General features: G+C 43.6%; 14 protein-coding genes. 7 read left to right on the top strand and 7 right to left on the bottom strand.

The window, feature by feature from the left end; translation table 11 throughout:
* The first annotated feature begins 4 nt into the window (after positions 1-4).
* Genes QV280_RS15595 through thiE form a run of 4 tightly spaced genes read left to right on the top strand, consistent with a single transcriptional unit; the run spans position 5 to position 3,109 of the window.
* On the top strand, positions 5-976 hold the full coding sequence (locus tag QV280_RS15595; RefSeq protein WP_152819983.1) for an ABC transporter substrate-binding protein: 972 nt from the start codon (positions 5-7) through the stop codon (positions 974-976).
* Between the two features lie 9 nt (positions 977-985).
* Positions 986-1,651: a thiaminase II gene (tenA, locus tag QV280_RS15590; protein ID WP_152819982.1), complete on the top strand. Its 666-nt coding sequence runs from the start codon at positions 986-988 to the stop codon at positions 1,649-1,651.
* 33 nt (positions 1,652-1,684) lie between these two features.
* Positions 1,685-2,476 (top strand): hydroxyethylthiazole kinase, encoded by a 792-nt coding sequence (thiM, locus tag QV280_RS15585; protein ID WP_152819981.1) that lies wholly within the window; start codon positions 1,685-1,687, stop codon positions 2,474-2,476.
* 9 nt (positions 2,477-2,485) lie between these two features.
* A complete protein-coding gene (gene thiE / locus QV280_RS15580; protein WP_152819980.1) occupies positions 2,486-3,109 on the top strand; it encodes a thiamine phosphate synthase in 624 nt (207 codons plus the stop codon).
* Between the two features lie 106 nt (positions 3,110-3,215).
* Here thiE and QV280_RS15575 read toward each other — a convergent pair whose 3' ends face one another.
* Complete coding sequence (locus QV280_RS15575; RefSeq protein ID WP_152819979.1) at positions 3,216-4,766, bottom strand: DUF3612 domain-containing protein; 1,551 nt, start codon at positions 4,764-4,766, stop codon at positions 3,216-3,218.
* Between the two features lie 210 nt (positions 4,767-4,976).
* Here QV280_RS15575 and QV280_RS15570 point away from each other — a divergent pair, with 210 nt between their 5' ends.
* Positions 4,977-7,145 (top strand): malate synthase G, encoded by a 2,169-nt coding sequence (locus QV280_RS15570; protein ID WP_152819978.1) that lies wholly within the window; start codon positions 4,977-4,979, stop codon positions 7,143-7,145.
* A gap of 39 nt (positions 7,146-7,184) precedes the next feature.
* Positions 7,185-8,783 (top strand): isocitrate lyase, encoded by a 1,599-nt coding sequence (locus QV280_RS15565; RefSeq protein ID WP_023403996.1) that lies wholly within the window; start codon positions 7,185-7,187, stop codon positions 8,781-8,783.
* 110 nt (positions 8,784-8,893) lie between these two features.
* On the opposite strand, the gene QV280_RS15560 is transcribed toward QV280_RS15565, so the two are convergent.
* The gene (locus QV280_RS15560; protein WP_152819977.1) at positions 8,894-9,082 is read right to left on the bottom strand and encodes a hypothetical protein; all 189 of its coding nucleotides are present in this window, start codon (positions 9,080-9,082) and stop codon (positions 8,894-8,896) included.
* Between the two features lie 183 nt (positions 9,083-9,265).
* Between QV280_RS15560 and QV280_RS15555 the strand changes: the two genes are divergently transcribed.
* Entirely contained in the window at positions 9,266-9,817 is a 552-nt protein-coding gene (locus QV280_RS15555) for a TetR/AcrR family transcriptional regulator (RefSeq protein WP_216643769.1), read from the top strand.
* 323 nt (positions 9,818-10,140) lie between these two features.
* Here the strand turns inward: QV280_RS15555 and QV280_RS15550 are convergent, their stop codons facing one another.
* From QV280_RS15550 to QV280_RS15530, 5 genes are all read right to left on the bottom strand, one after another.
* Positions 10,141-10,542, bottom strand: coding sequence for an HVO_A0114 family putative DNA-binding protein (locus tag QV280_RS15550; RefSeq protein ID WP_152819975.1), 402 nt, complete (start codon positions 10,540-10,542; stop codon positions 10,141-10,143).
* A 1-nt stretch (position 10,543) separates the two neighbouring features.
* Positions 10,544-10,900 carry a DUF6516 family protein gene (locus QV280_RS15545; protein ID WP_216643768.1) on the bottom strand — a complete coding sequence of 119 codons (357 nt, stop codon included), beginning with the start codon at positions 10,898-10,900 and terminating at the stop codon, positions 10,544-10,546.
* A gap of 97 nt (positions 10,901-10,997) precedes the next feature.
* Positions 10,998-11,429: a hypothetical protein gene (locus QV280_RS15540; RefSeq protein WP_152819974.1), complete on the bottom strand. Its 432-nt coding sequence runs from the start codon at positions 11,427-11,429 to the stop codon at positions 10,998-11,000.
* A 379-nt stretch (positions 11,430-11,808) separates the two neighbouring features.
* Positions 11,809-12,552, bottom strand: coding sequence for an SDR family oxidoreductase (locus QV280_RS15535; RefSeq protein WP_152819973.1), 744 nt, complete (start codon positions 12,550-12,552; stop codon positions 11,809-11,811).
* 41 nt (positions 12,553-12,593) lie between these two features.
* The gene (locus QV280_RS15530; protein WP_172972789.1) at positions 12,594-13,499 is read right to left on the bottom strand and encodes an SDR family oxidoreductase; all 906 of its coding nucleotides are present in this window, start codon (positions 13,497-13,499) and stop codon (positions 12,594-12,596) included.
* Positions 13,500-13,861 lie beyond the last annotated feature (362 nt).

Genomic DNA, 13,861 nt, shown 5'->3' with positions numbered 1-13,861 from the left:
CCTAATGAAACGATTTATCTCGACGCTGTTTGCGTTACTTGCAACGACTTCTATTTTGTTTAGCCCATTATCACTTGCAAGTGACAGCGCAAAAGCCAAAGACAAAGAACTTACGCTAATGTTAGATTGGTTTGTGAACCCGAACCATGGCCCAATTGTTATCGCCCAAGAGCGCGGTTTGTTTAAAGCGCAAGGCTTAAAAGTGAATATTCAAGAGCCGGCTGATCCTAGCGTTCCAGCTAAATTGGTGGCGGCAAACAAAATCGATCTTGCGGTATCTTATCAGCCAACGCTGACCATTGATGTGGCGGCAGGACTGCCTTTGATTCGCAGCGGTACTTTGGTTTCAACGCCACTAAACACCATGATGGTGATCGACAACGGTAAAATTAACTCACTCAAAGATCTGAAAGGTAAAAAAGTGGGTATTGCCATTGCTGGCAACGAAGAGGCGAGCATCGGCACTATGTTACGTTCAGCGGGTTTGAAATTCTCAGACGTTGAAATTGTAAACGTAGGTTGGGCGCTGTCGTCGTCGGTAGCTTCTGGAAAAGTAGACGCTATTTGGGGCGGATTTAGAAACTTTGAAACCAACCAATTGGCTATTGAAGGCTATAAAGCGAAAGCGTTCTTCCCTGAAGAGCATGGCGTACCGGCTTATGATGAATTGGTTTTTGTGGCTAATGCCAATAGCTATGACGCAGATGCGTTAAAACGTTTTAACCACGCAATTGAACTGGCGACACAATATATTGTCAATCACCCAGAGCAAGCATGGAAAGAGTTTGTTGCGTACAAACCAGATACGCTAAACAACGAGCTTAACCGCCGCGCATGGGAAGACACTTTAACTCGATTTGCTCTGCGTCCAGCAGCGGTCGATCGCCAGCGTTATGACAACTACGCACAGTTTATGTTTGACAATAAAATTATTGGTAGCGTGCCAAACAGTGCCAACTACCTACCTAGTTTTTAAGGCAGTCCAATGAATACAGAGCAACTAATTCAAGCTTGTCAGCAAGAGTGGCAAGGTTATATTGAGCATGATTTTGTACATCAGCTTGCTGACGGCACTCTTGAGCATGAAGTATTTTTACACTATTTAAAGCAAGACTTTTTGTTTTTAATCCAATACTCAAGAGCGTATGCACTCGCCATTTATAAAGCCAAAAATCTGACTCAGATGCGCAGTGCGTTATCCAGTTTGCATGCACTGCTGGATGCTGAAATTGGTCATCATGTTGATTTTTGTGCGAAATGGGGCATCAGTGAGCAAGAGATGGAAGCGGAAACCGAAGATTTCGGTACGGTCGCTTACACTCGCTACGTACTGGATACAGGCAGTGCCGGCGATCTGACGGATTTGTACACAGCGTTAGCGCCTTGTGCCATCGGTTACGGGGTGATTGGCAAGAACTTGATTGGTCGCGAGAGCACCAAACTAGAAGGCAATCCGTATCGCAGTTGGCTGGAAATGTATTCTGACCAAGAGTTTCAGCAATCAGTGGTAGAATGCACGGCCAATCTTGATGATCTTATCAAAGATATTGAGCTTGATAGTGCTCGTGGCAAAGAGCTTATTGAGATATTTAGAACGGCCACTCGTATGGAAATTGCGTTTTGGGAGCAAGGTTACAACGTGCTTAAATAAGGTTGTAACGCCATTACATAAGGTGATTAGACAATGGATAAAAATCAAATAGCAGCCAGTTTACAAACTCTGCGTGACAGTAAACCGCTAGTGGTAAACATCACCAACTATGTGGTAATGAACAACACCGCAAACGCCTTGTTGTCTATTGGTGCTTCGCCAATTATGGCGCATTCGGCGCAAGAAATGGCCGAAATGATGAGCTTTGCAGGCAGCTTAGTGATCAATATTGGTACGCTAGACAGTGTATGGATCCCACGGATGTTGTTTGCAGTAGAGCAAGCCAATATCAACGGTAAAACGGTCATTCTTGATCCTGTCGGTTGCGGCGCAAGTACGCTTCGCACCGAAGTGTCGCGTCAAATTGCCGAGCAAGCCGACCAATTGATTATCCGTGGTAACGCCTCAGAAATCATTGCTTTGGCCGGTGAACAAGCGCAATCAAAAGGTGTGGATGCACTGGATAGCAGCGACTCTGCGGTCAACGCCGCCAAGTTCTGCGTTGAGCACTATGGCGCAAACGTGGTGATCTCTGGCGCGAGTGATTATGTCGTGACTAAGCAAGCCACTTATAAGCTCGATAATGGTCATCAAATGATGCCTTATGTAACGGGTATGGGCTGTTCGCACACCGCGATCACGGGTGCATTTGCTGCCATTGGCGAAGTGACAGGTGTTGCCGCTACCGCTATTTTAGGGGTGGCAGGTGAAATCGCCGCTGAGAAATCAGCCGGTCCTGGTTCACTGCAAATGAACTTGTTAGATACCTTGTATCAGCTAGACACAGATACGGTTTTGTCTCGTTTAAAACTGCAAATTGTATAAGGACGCAGCATGAACCCTTATGAACTCTACTTTGTGACCGACGATCACCAAGATCTTGACACCCTGTGCACTGTGGTAAAGCAAGCTATTGCCGGTGGCGTCACTATGGTGCAAATTCGTGAAAAACACGGCGATGTGCGTGCGTTTATCGAGCGTGCCCGCGCGGTAAAAGAGGTGATGGCAGGCAGTGGTGTATCGCTTATTATCAATGATCGCGTTGATGTTGCACTAGCGGTTGATGCCTGCGGAGTTCATTTGGGGCAGTCTGATATGCCGGTAGAATATGCCAGACGTTTGCTAGGTAAAGACAAGTTGTTGGGCTTATCGGTGGAAAGCGAGCAGCAACTGCTAGAAGCGCAGTCTTTACCTGTTGATTATCTGGGTGTCAGCGCTATTTTTGCCACGCCAACTAAAACCAACACCATTAAACACTGGGGCTTGGCAGGGCTACAAAGCGCGGTTGAAACGTCAACCAAACCGCTGGTGGCTATTGGCGGCATTAATGAGAGCAATATCCAAAGTGTGGCAAAAACAGGTGTTGATGGTGTCGCACTTGTGTCGGCCATTTCGGCGGCTAGCGATCCTACTTTGGCGAGTCAGCAGTTATTGTCAAAGATGCGCTCAGTATCTTAGTCACTATAAAAATGCAGTCTGGCGTAAAATAAGCTATTCACGAAAAATAAAAAAGAGGGTTGCCCAGTTATACTTGGCAACCCTCTTTGTTTTTGTCCGATTGAGTTTATTCTTGTACGACTTTAATCGGTTTTTTTTGACGGCGTTTGCATTGCGGCACTCTAGGGCAGACTGAGCCTCTTGAGCAGATGAGCCTTGCTCTGTTATCTATGCCGCGTTCAATCCAGTTAATATTTAAAATTCTGCCCACAGTGAGTAGCAACTCTTTAATGTCTTTCGGAATTGGCCCAGTGCCGCCGTTATCTATGCAAGATTGCTTAAGCCTTTGCGCAACATCAATAGCGTTAAACCCTTGTGCGGCGATGGCTGGGTTTAAATCAAGGCCGCTGCATAATACATGCGAGTTGCCGGCAAAATCTTTGACCTTAACGGATTCACAGCAATAAATATGCGGCACATCGTTTTGCATCAAAATGGAGATTTGCGCCACGCTAACATTAAAGTCGGTGTCCTTAGTGGTCATGCGAAAAACCGCCCAGTGCTGACACGGATCTTCGACCATCTTCATGTTTCCCCAAGGCAGAGGTATTCCATTTCCGCGATACACTGCTTTAAGTGTCCCCGGATAATAAGCGTCGAAATAATGCCAGTGAGGGTAGGGTGAGACCGCAGTCATGCGTCGCATTGCAATAGATTCGGAAACGCCTGCGAGCTTGCAAACGCTGATGTCGTAGCCGTTTCTATCAAGCAGTTGGCGAAAAGGCACTCTAGGGCAAAGCAATGCACCGGCAAAGAAAGAACATTCAAAGTCGCGCCATGCGTGTAAAATTTTGGTGGAGTCCAATTCAGCGGAACTGGTAGGCTGATTTTCATCTCTTACGCCGTAGCTTGGCTTGCTATCAGACATGAGCTTACTCTTTTCTCCATCCCCTTGGTGGAGCACTTTATGCCCAATATTTACCGCTAGATCGTATTTAAGGCGGATGGGATCTTTCTTCAAAATGCTATTTACATGCACAATGTTGGGCGCTTCAAAATAGGAGCGAACCACTCGCTGCTTTTTGTCGCCGCTCTCTTCAATCACGCTTTGCGGCAGTTCTTTAAACCACTTTACGTTAAGTCCAACACCAGTGCAGATTTCAAGAAGATCGTCCACAGATAGAGGCATTTTCTTTTGCCCAATTTCTTCAGCGGCGCGCTCTAAATCAGGAAAGTGATTTTGATTGTGCTCTTGGTGTGCGCGAATCAATAGATGGGCAAATTGCCGCCCCGTCGTGCCTGTTTGCGCTAACATTTCTGGGATGGCAATTTGTAAAATCTCATGAGAAAACAAAAAGCTAGGCTCAAGCGCCATGCCTGTTACGCCGCCTCTCGTGCCTTTTTCGGGAACCAGTTCACTTTGTTCGTTAGCATCATCTAAAAACCAATTTATTGGCTTTTGAAACACATCCGCCACCACTTCAAGCATGTCCTCGCTCGGAACACGTTTGCCTCTTTCTATCATCGAAAGATACGACACCGAAGGGGCAGATTCTGGATTTAATTTGACGCACCGTGAGGAAAGATCTTCAAGGGTGAGGTGGTTTCTTTTACGCAGATTACGGATTTTCGTACCGAGAAAATGCGACTGTCTGAACAAACTGGTTTTACTCTTCATTTTTGTAAAATTTACACTGTGTAATTTCTATTGTGAAATTTTAGTGAAACATTGGTTAAAGTAAAAATGTGTAGAGTAAATATTCGACTTCAGTAACAGATTGAATGTTTAGTTTGCAACAGCAGCACGAAAAAAGCGCTTCAAAGCGAAGTTATAGAAACAACGTTGAGTGAAAAAAGCACTTCAATAATGATCACGAGGAATAGAGCCATGAATCTACCAATGACGAAGGAATGCCAGATACAACAAAGCTTTTGCCAATTTGTTAATACTGAAGTGCTGCCACTTGTGGGTTTGAATGTCGAACAGTTTTGGGATGATTTTACACAACTGGTGACTGAGCTAACGCCCATCAATCAAGCATTACTAAACACTCGCACGCAGATGCAACAACAAATCGACACTTTCCATGCCGAGCATCGTTCGTTTAACGCTGAGCAATATCGAAACTTTCTTACTCAAATAGGTTACTTAAAACCTGAGGGTGATGATTTTTCTATCGAAACTACCAACGTAGACCAAGAAATTGCCAGCATCTCAGGCCCGCAACTGGTAGTGCCTATTAAAAACGCACGCTTTGCACTAAATGCTGCTAATGCGCGCTGGGGGAGTTTATACGATGCGCTGTATGGCACAGATGTGATTGCACAAACAGAGCCAGGAATGAAAGCGGGCAAAAAATACAACCCTGCACGTGGCAAACACGTGATTGCATACGCTAAAGATTTTCTAGACAGAGTGTTTACGTTAGACCAAGGATCGCATCACGATGTGGAAAGCTACACCATCTATTTCAATAGCTTGCTCGCACATTTCCCTGATGGGACACACACCGGACTTAAACAGCCATGTCAGTTTGTAGGTGCCAGTGATCCAGAAAGAGAGCCAACCTCAATTCTACTTAAAAACAATGGCTTGCACGTTGAAATTATCATTAACCGTCAAGGGAAAATCGGTAAGCACGATTTAGCACACATTGATGATATCAACATCGAATCAGCGATCTCCACCATCATGGATTTGGAAGACTCGATTGCCGCGGTGGATGGCGAGGACAAAATCGATGCCTATCGTAATTGGTTAGGTTTGATGACAGGTTCATTGAGTGCATCTTTTGAGAAAAACGGCGTAACACAAATCCGCCGCTTAGAAGGGGATAAAAGCTATAACGGCCGCAGCGGTGAAGATTACAACCTGCACGGTCGCTCGCTACTGCTGATTCGCAACGTAGGGCACTTGATGACCAGTGACTTAATCACCCTAGCCAATGGTGAGCAAGCGCCGGAAGGCATTATCGATGCGGTAGTAACGGCCATGATAGGCGCTATCGAAATCAAAAATCCTTCGCAGTGCCGTATGAAAAACAGCCGCACTGGAAGCATTTATATCGTAAAACCGAAAATGCATGGCCCAGAAGAAGTGGCGTTTTCTTGTGAGTTATTTGATCGCGTTGAGCGCATGTTGGGGCTTGAGCCAAACACCATCAAAATCGGCATTATGGATGAAGAGCGTCGTACGTCATTGAACTTAAAAGAGTGTATTCGCGCTGCAAAATCACGCGTGTTCTTTATCAACACTGGCTTTTTAGACCGCACTGGGGATGAAATTCATACCAGCATGCAAGCCGGCCCATTCTTACCTAAGCAAGAGCTTAAACATCAAACTTGGATTGACGCTTACGAGAAAAACAATGTCTCTACCGGTTTAAATACCGGGTTTGCGGGTAAAGCGCAAATTGGTAAAGGCATGTGGGCAATGCCTGATGAAATGGCGCAAATGATGGAGCAAAAAACTGCTCACCTTGAAGCGGGCGCAACTACCGCTTGGGTGCCATCACCAACGGCCGCCACTTTGCACGCTTTGCACTATTTGGAAATAGACGTAAAACAGCAGCAGCAACGTTTGTCTGCCAATAGCGAAGACTACCAGCGTGGCATGTTAAACATTCCCCTTATGGCGCAAGAAAACGAACTAACCGAACAAGACGTGATTCGAGAGCTAGAGAACAACATTCAAGGCATTCTTGGTTATGTCGTGCGCTGGATAGAGATGGGCGTGGGCTGTTCTAAAGTGCCGGATATTAATAACACGGCGTTAATGGAAGACAGAGCGACTTTAAGAATTTCCAGTCAACATATCGCTAACTGGTTAAAACATGGCATTTGTACTTCAAATCAAGTTAACGATGTGCTTGAGCAGATGGCGACCACCGTCGATGCGCAAAACCAAGGTACACCGGGGTACTTACCAATGACGCCAAATACAGACACTAGCTATGCATTTCAATGTGCGAAAGCTTTAATTTTTCAAGGTGCTGAGCAGCCAAATGGCTACACAGAACCACTACTTCATGAGTACCGCCTACAAGCAAAACGATAATTCAACACACAGCCAACTGAATAACTGGAGAGAACCATTATGGATAATTACAAATCAGTAATAGAGACAGCAAAAGGCACCATTGAGCAGCAAGGGCAAACGTGGGCGGCAATCAATCCTGAATATGTCGCGCGCATGAGGCTACAAAATCGCTTTACCTGTGGGTTGGATATCGCACGCTTTACCGCCAAAATCATGCGTGAAGACATGCAAGCTTACGATGAAAATAATGCTAATTACACCCAATCTTTGGGCTGCTGGCATGGCTTCATTGGTCAACAAAAAATGATCTCAGTGAAAAAGCATTTCGAGACCACTCGCGGTCGTTATTTATACCTATCCGGTTGGATGGTGGCGGCCATGCGCTCTGAGCTAGGTCCACTGCCAGATCAATCGATGCACGAGAAAACCTCAGTGCCAATGCTAATCGAAGAGCTGTATACCTTTTTAAAGCAAGCTGATGCTCGCGAGCTTAACCACCTTTATAAAGCGCTCGACAAAGCACGTGCAGAAGGTGACGCTGTCACGGCTCAGTCAGTGCAAAATCAAATCGATAACTTTGAAACTCATGTTGTGCCCATTATTGCGGATATTGATGCAGGCTTCGGTAACGAAGAAGCAACCTATTTGCTAGCGAAGAAAATGATTGAGGCTGGTGCATGTTGTATTCAGATTGAAAATCAGGTGTCTGATGCCAAACAATGTGGTCACCAAGATGGCAAAGTTACGGTTCCACATGAAGACTTTTTAGCGAAAATCAATGCAGTTCGATATGCATTCTTGGAACTTGGTGTAGATGATGGCGTTATCGTTGCCAGAACAGATTCTCTTGGCGCAGGCTTAACTCAGAAAATCCCTGTGAGTCAGAGCGAAGGTGATCTTGCCGATGTGTACAACTCATTCATTGATGGCGAAGAAGTGACTAAACTTGAAGAGCTAGCCAGTGGTGAGATGGTGATCAAGCAAGGCGACAAGTACATCAAGCCAACACGTCTACCGAATGGTCTAGTGCGCTTTAAACCCAATACAGGCGAAGATCGCGTAGTGTTAGATTGCATTACCTCGCTACAAAATGGCGCCGATCTATTATGGATTGAAACAGAAAAACCGCACGTTCAACAAATTGCAGGCATGGTTAACCGAATTCGGGAAGTGATTCCGAATGCCAAACTGGTGTACAACAACAGCCCATCGTTTAACTGGACGCTAAACTTCCGCCAGCAAGTGTTTGATATGTGGCAAGAGCAGGGCATGGATGTGACCGCTTATGAGCGTGAAAAACTGATGAACAGCGTCTACGACGAGTCGGAGTTGGCAAGAGAAGCGGACATCAAAATCCAAAACTTCCAACAAGACGCAGCCCGAGATGCAGGTATCTTCCATCACTTGATCACCCTGCCAACTTATCACACAGCGGCACTGTCTACGGACAATCTAGCTAAAGATTACTTCGGTGAAATGGGCATGTTAGCGTACGTTAAAGGGGTACAACGTAAAGAGATCCGTCAAGGGCTTGCTTCGGTGAAACACCAAGACATGTCTGGCTCGAATATAGGTGATGATCACAAAGAATACTTCTCTGGTGACCAAGCACTGAAAGCATCGGGTGAAAACAACACCATGAATCAGTTTGCTTAGTGTCGAAAAATAATGACGCACATGTAACGAAAGATTAGAAGCTCTGCTCACAACAGAGCTTCTAACTTAATATCTATTACAAGGTTAAAAAGAATCACGGCACTCATGTGCTAACAAACGTGTCCTGCTTCGGCTATTTTCATTTGCTCGGGACAGCCTTTAATAACATTTCTTAGCGCCATCATCGCCGGTTCGCCTAGTACTGAATCCTCCATTTCTATCGCCATAAAGCTGTCGCCTCCCCAAGTGTTTCGGTCAGAACTTGATAGTAGACAGGCCGTATCTAACGGCGTCATCATTTGCATCAGTTGGAATTCATGAGTACATTCTGTACCGATCGATAAGTAAAGTCGACAATGAAATTGACATTTTTTAGTGAATGCTACAAAATATGTATCAGTACGCTATTTTAGGTAGGAGCACCATAGGCAATGGCCGGAAGAAAGAGATCATTTGACAGAGATATAGCACTCGATAAGGCAATGCGCATATTTTGGAACAACGGTTATGCCGCTACATCTGTTGCGAATCTAACCTCAGAACTTGGCATCAATACGCCTAGCTTATATGCCGCTTTTGGCAATAAAGAGCAGCTATTCAAAGAAGTGGTTGCACATTACATCAAACAATACAGTGAGCCGTGTTATCGCCATATCACTGAACCCTCTGATGCACATTTTATAGAAAAACTACGAGCGTGTTTCTATGAGCTGATTCAAAAGTTTTCGGATGCTGATACTCCGTTAGGATGCTTATTAGTAAAAAGCGTGAATGAGTCTGACAGTGTTGCCTTTCCTGAGGAAGCCACGGTGTACATTAAACAATTTGGATTGAAAACCAAAAACTTGCTCACAACCTTGATTGAATCTGAGGGTGTAATCACTGAGTCTGCGACCGCAGAACTGCAAGCAAAATACTTGTTATCAGTTGTTTATGGCCTCTCTACTCAGGTTCGCGCGGGAGAGTCACAACAGGTTGCAGAATCAGTCATGGACTATGCGCTCAATACGATACCGACTCGCAGCGGTCAGTAGCACAGGCTAACAAGCTGTATAAGCACTATACGAAAAAGCGGGGTGTCCATAGTGGGTTTACCCCCTTTTTTGTATCTTATGATTCAAGATAACGTTGTTCTTGATGATGGGGTAGGTGGGCAATTAAGTTTGATCGTGAATACGTTAAGTTGGCATACCACTAAGCTACGAAATGCCGATTGTTGCGCTTACCTTAAGAGCAGTGCCAAGGTGAAGTCCACTTAAAAATCTATCGTACAATTTACATAATAAAGTCGCGCTGTGCTTGTTCAACAACCAGGATAGATATCAGATGGGCGACATCTATCCTTATTTGTTATAAATCAGGCTGCAGATTGACCTATTGATAACTGTAATAAGTAATGTTCAAGTTCAGAGTTTGTAACAATTTCAAAGTCTGTAAATAGAGCAACCGGTTTTACTGATTTACCGCTACCTTGTTCTAAACGCACGAAACCTTTTTCACTTAATGTCTTCAATGTATTGGAAAGATTTGACTTCGCACGACCGGTTAATTCTGATAATTGAGTCAAACTTTCAGGTCGTTCCGAGTCCATTAAACGTAATAACTCGATATTCTCCGGACAAAGAATCTGTGAGATCGCGTTAATTGATGTATACCAAACCTTAGGTTCATTCTTTTGAGGTGTGTACTTGCCTTGCGCCATAGCCAGCAACCTCATACGAATGAGCTTTTCAGACATAATTCCGATTCTTGCTTTCATATTATTTACCTTCTATTGCAGCAATGGTTCTATCTATACCTTCAAAGAAATCCTGAAGTAATGTGTAACAATCCGAGAATTCATAAAGTGTCCCTTGATCAATTGCTGATTTGTGCAAATGATCATATTCATAACGTTTACCACTGAATTTTTTACCTTTCGGTGGTTTTACAGCATGAGCGTTATCATGCCCAAAAATACGTTTATTAAACTTATTATGTAAAGTTAGATTATAACGAATACCGTGAGGTCGCTCTTTCGTTGGTGGAACAGTCCAAGCCTCAATTTTCCACCAATACCCGTCATCGCGATGAACTTGTTCGCCATGCATACTTAATAGGACGTCAATCTCATCCACATTTCTAACCTCGAACTGATGTTATGACCAGAGTATAACACCAATTTTCTATGGTACGAAACTTGAGTGATTTATAACGTCTTGGTAAGCGGGTTTGTTATGTGTTTGCATATTTAAGCATGCCATTGATTAGTGCCAAGGGGTCTTTATTTTTTATTTTTAGATACTCAGGATCATCTTCTTCATAAAGAGTTTGAGCAGCCGTACGATTACAGACCACTTTAAACCACTCAGTGTATTCGTTAACCGCACGATTAAAGTTTTTTAAAGCTCTGCCATTGAGCGTTGCTGAGTAATCCATAGCTGCTTCATGCTGCTTATGGTATTCAGCGGAAACCATAATTGTTGGATTCTCGCCATTTTCTATTTGTAAGGCGCAACGGCTAAATGCCTTTTTAAGCTCTATGGCAGCATTGTGCCTAGACTGTATTTTACCTCTACGAATAGCTAATGCATGGCCAACATAAGCCCCGAGTAAAAGCCCAATTAACGTTCCTATAGAAAAAGTTCCTAGCTCGAATTCTGGCATTATCATTTATACATAACAGCTTATTAATTAGCAGCAGGATAACCTCCTGCTTTCTTGTAAGTCACGTCGTCAAAATATCACTTGTAAGTGCTTGTTGTAAATGCATTTTATAATAAAAACACAGGTTAAATATGACGATTTAGCAGATGAAAAAGATGCATAAGTGTTTACGAGGTATGCATAGCACTTTTATATATTACGAGCTATTGATAATAATGTGTTCATGTCTAAAAGTTAGTATTGTCGATGCGCCAATAGGCCCTTTTTCATGATATTTGGTTTGGTTAATGGCGGTATAGGTTGTATTTTTAAGGGATATAGAAACTATTTGGCTTCTATATCCCTTAAAAAGGTAATTTATGAATCAAGAGATACGTTATTATCGTTCTTCTGCAAAGTCTTTCATGATGACGTTGTCGGCGTAAGATTTAAATCCAGCTTCTCTTTGTTTTGCAATGGCATCGGGAAATACGTGGAACTCGCCTTTATCCAATGCAGAAAGAATTTCGATTGGTACGATTTGTGGTGACGATGCGATATCACTAAGACCCGTAAGATCCGCCATATCGGTTGCAACCACGCCAGGGTGAACACTCAGAACGCTAACGTTATGAGGTTTAAAATGATCACGCAAACCTTGCGTGACAGAATAAGATGCCGCTTTTGATGTGCAGTATGTGGTCATATTCACATAGTTTTTGATTGAAGCGACTGAGTTTAATTGCACTAATGAACCCTGATTGGCAATCAAGGCCGCTTCAAATGCTTTGGCAACGCGCATTAGTCCGTAGACATTTACTTCCATCTCTTCTTTCAAGGTATCGAGCGCATTGTCGTCCAGAGGAGCCACTGTTGAAATAATTCCTGCGTTATTAATGACAACGTCAACGTCCGTTGCTTTTTTTGCCGCTTCCAGAATAGATGCTTCATCGGTAATATCGACTTGAATTGTCTCTACTTTTTCGCCGTATCGCTCTTCTAAAGCCTTAGTTGAATTTGGATTGCGAACTGCTAAGTACACTTTCTTCGCGCCTTGATCAATAAAGTGCTCAGTAATACACTTACCAATACCTCGGTTTGCACCAGTGATGAACACAACTTTATTTGAAATGTTGAATGACATAAGCTTTTACCTTGTTTTATTACGTTGAGATAGCGAAGTAATTAGTCGTTAACTTTAGTTTCTAGCATGAAATCGAGTTGGAAATCTGAGATCACTTGGTCTTGAAGTGGTTGGAAGAAATCGTTGATTTTATCCACGTTGTTCACCAGACCAATCGCTGTGCGTGTTGGGCGTGTGCCGTGTTCCATATCCACCAAGTTTAGATACACATCTACCACATTTTGCGGATCGGTTTTTGGATCTTCTAAGCCTTGGCCAACAGAGTTAATCATGTTGTCGATGGTGGCTTTAAGCTGTGGGTTTTCAGCGACCACTTGAGTGTGTGCTTCTGGTTTAAATGAGCCGCCCAAATTAGTTGATGATGGGCCTGGCTCAACAATTACCACCTCAATACCACTTGGAGCTAATTCAAATTTTAGGCTCTGAGAGTAAGCTTCTACCGCTGCTTTACTTGCGCTGTAGGTGCCAGTAAATGGCCATGAAACGCGACCAATAACAGAGGTCGTATTGATGATTAGGCCTTTACCTGCTTTACGCATATGTGGCGCAACGGCTTGAACTGAGCGGATAACACCGTAGAAGTTGGTATCCATTAGTTGTTGTGCTTGCTCAACACTGAATGCTTCAGTTATACCCATGTGCATGATGCCCGCGTTGTTGATCAGTACATCAATCGCACTCTCTTTTTGCATGATTTGTGCAATCGCTGTGTTTACAGACTCATCACTAAGAACGTCCATCTCAACTACAACAATGTTTTCTGAGTATGATTCTAGTTCATTTTTCACTGCTTGATTCTTGCCGTCTGCGTTGCGCATCGCGGCGTAAACTTTGTGTCCTTTATCGGCAAATTGTTTTGCTGCCATTTTACCAAAGCCACTGCTGCTGCCTGTAATTACGACTGTTTTCATGTTGCTACGTGTTTGGATTGCGGTTTCTTTAGTCATTGTTATTTCCTGCATATTCTGTCGATCTTAGTAAGAGAACTTGTTTGATTAATATTCTGTAGTGTTCGCTACTGAATTGGATGCGCGCATTCTGTATTGATCGCTAAACATTGTCAATAGCAAACGTCATATATTTTTTAGTGATCGATAAAAAATAAACGTGCTTTGCTTTGTCAGAAAGTTAAAAGGTAATGAGATGGCTAAGTACATGTCCTTGGTTTCTTAGATTTATTTGCAGTTTTTAGCACAGCAAAAAGACGAAGGGACTGCATTTGAATGTGTTATTAGTTGTTGAGAGTTCTGAACCCGTTATTGTGTGTAGCCTTGGTATCTTTGTTTAACGGGGTTTTGACAGGGAGTTT

Source organism: Vibrio sp. B1Z05, from assembly GCF_052955985.1.
This window is presented reverse-complemented; position numbering and strand designations above follow the sequence as displayed.

What these genes read in the sequence shown, in the direction of transcription:
- QV280_RS15555 (WP_216643769.1), top strand. Translation starts at nt 9,266, where the DNA reads ATGCGCATATTTTGGAACAACGGTTATGCCGCTACATCTGTTGCGAAT.
- QV280_RS15560 (WP_152819977.1), bottom strand. Translation starts at nt 9,082, where the DNA reads ATGATGACGCCGTTAGATACGGCCTGTCTACTATCAAGTTCTGACCGA.
- thiM (WP_152819981.1), top strand. Translation starts at nt 1,685, where the DNA reads ATGGATAAAAATCAAATAGCAGCCAGTTTACAAACTCTGCGTGACAGT.
- QV280_RS15595 (WP_152819983.1), top strand. Translation starts at nt 5, where the DNA reads ATGAAACGATTTATCTCGACGCTGTTTGCGTTACTTGCAACGACTTCT.
- QV280_RS15535 (WP_152819973.1), bottom strand. Translation starts at nt 12,552, where the DNA reads ATGTCATTCAACATTTCAAATAAAGTTGTGTTCATCACTGGTGCAAAC.
- QV280_RS15550 (WP_152819975.1), bottom strand. Translation starts at nt 10,542, where the DNA reads ATGAAAGCAAGAATCGGAATTATGTCTGAAAAGCTCATTCGTATGAGG.
- tenA (WP_152819982.1), top strand. Translation starts at nt 986, where the DNA reads ATGAATACAGAGCAACTAATTCAAGCTTGTCAGCAAGAGTGGCAAGGT.
- QV280_RS15540 (WP_152819974.1), bottom strand. Translation starts at nt 11,429, where the DNA reads ATGCCAGAATTCGAGCTAGGAACTTTTTCTATAGGAACGTTAATTGGG.
- QV280_RS15575 (WP_152819979.1), bottom strand. Translation starts at nt 4,766, where the DNA reads ATGAAGAGTAAAACCAGTTTGTTCAGACAGTCGCATTTTCTCGGTACG.
- QV280_RS15530 (WP_172972789.1), bottom strand. Translation starts at nt 13,499, where the DNA reads ATGACTAAAGAAACCGCAATCCAAACACGTAGCAACATGAAAACAGTC.
- QV280_RS15570 (WP_152819978.1), top strand. Translation starts at nt 4,977, where the DNA reads ATGAATCTACCAATGACGAAGGAATGCCAGATACAACAAAGCTTTTGC.
- thiE (WP_152819980.1), top strand. Translation starts at nt 2,486, where the DNA reads ATGAACCCTTATGAACTCTACTTTGTGACCGACGATCACCAAGATCTT.
- QV280_RS15565 (WP_023403996.1), top strand. Translation starts at nt 7,185, where the DNA reads ATGGATAATTACAAATCAGTAATAGAGACAGCAAAAGGCACCATTGAG.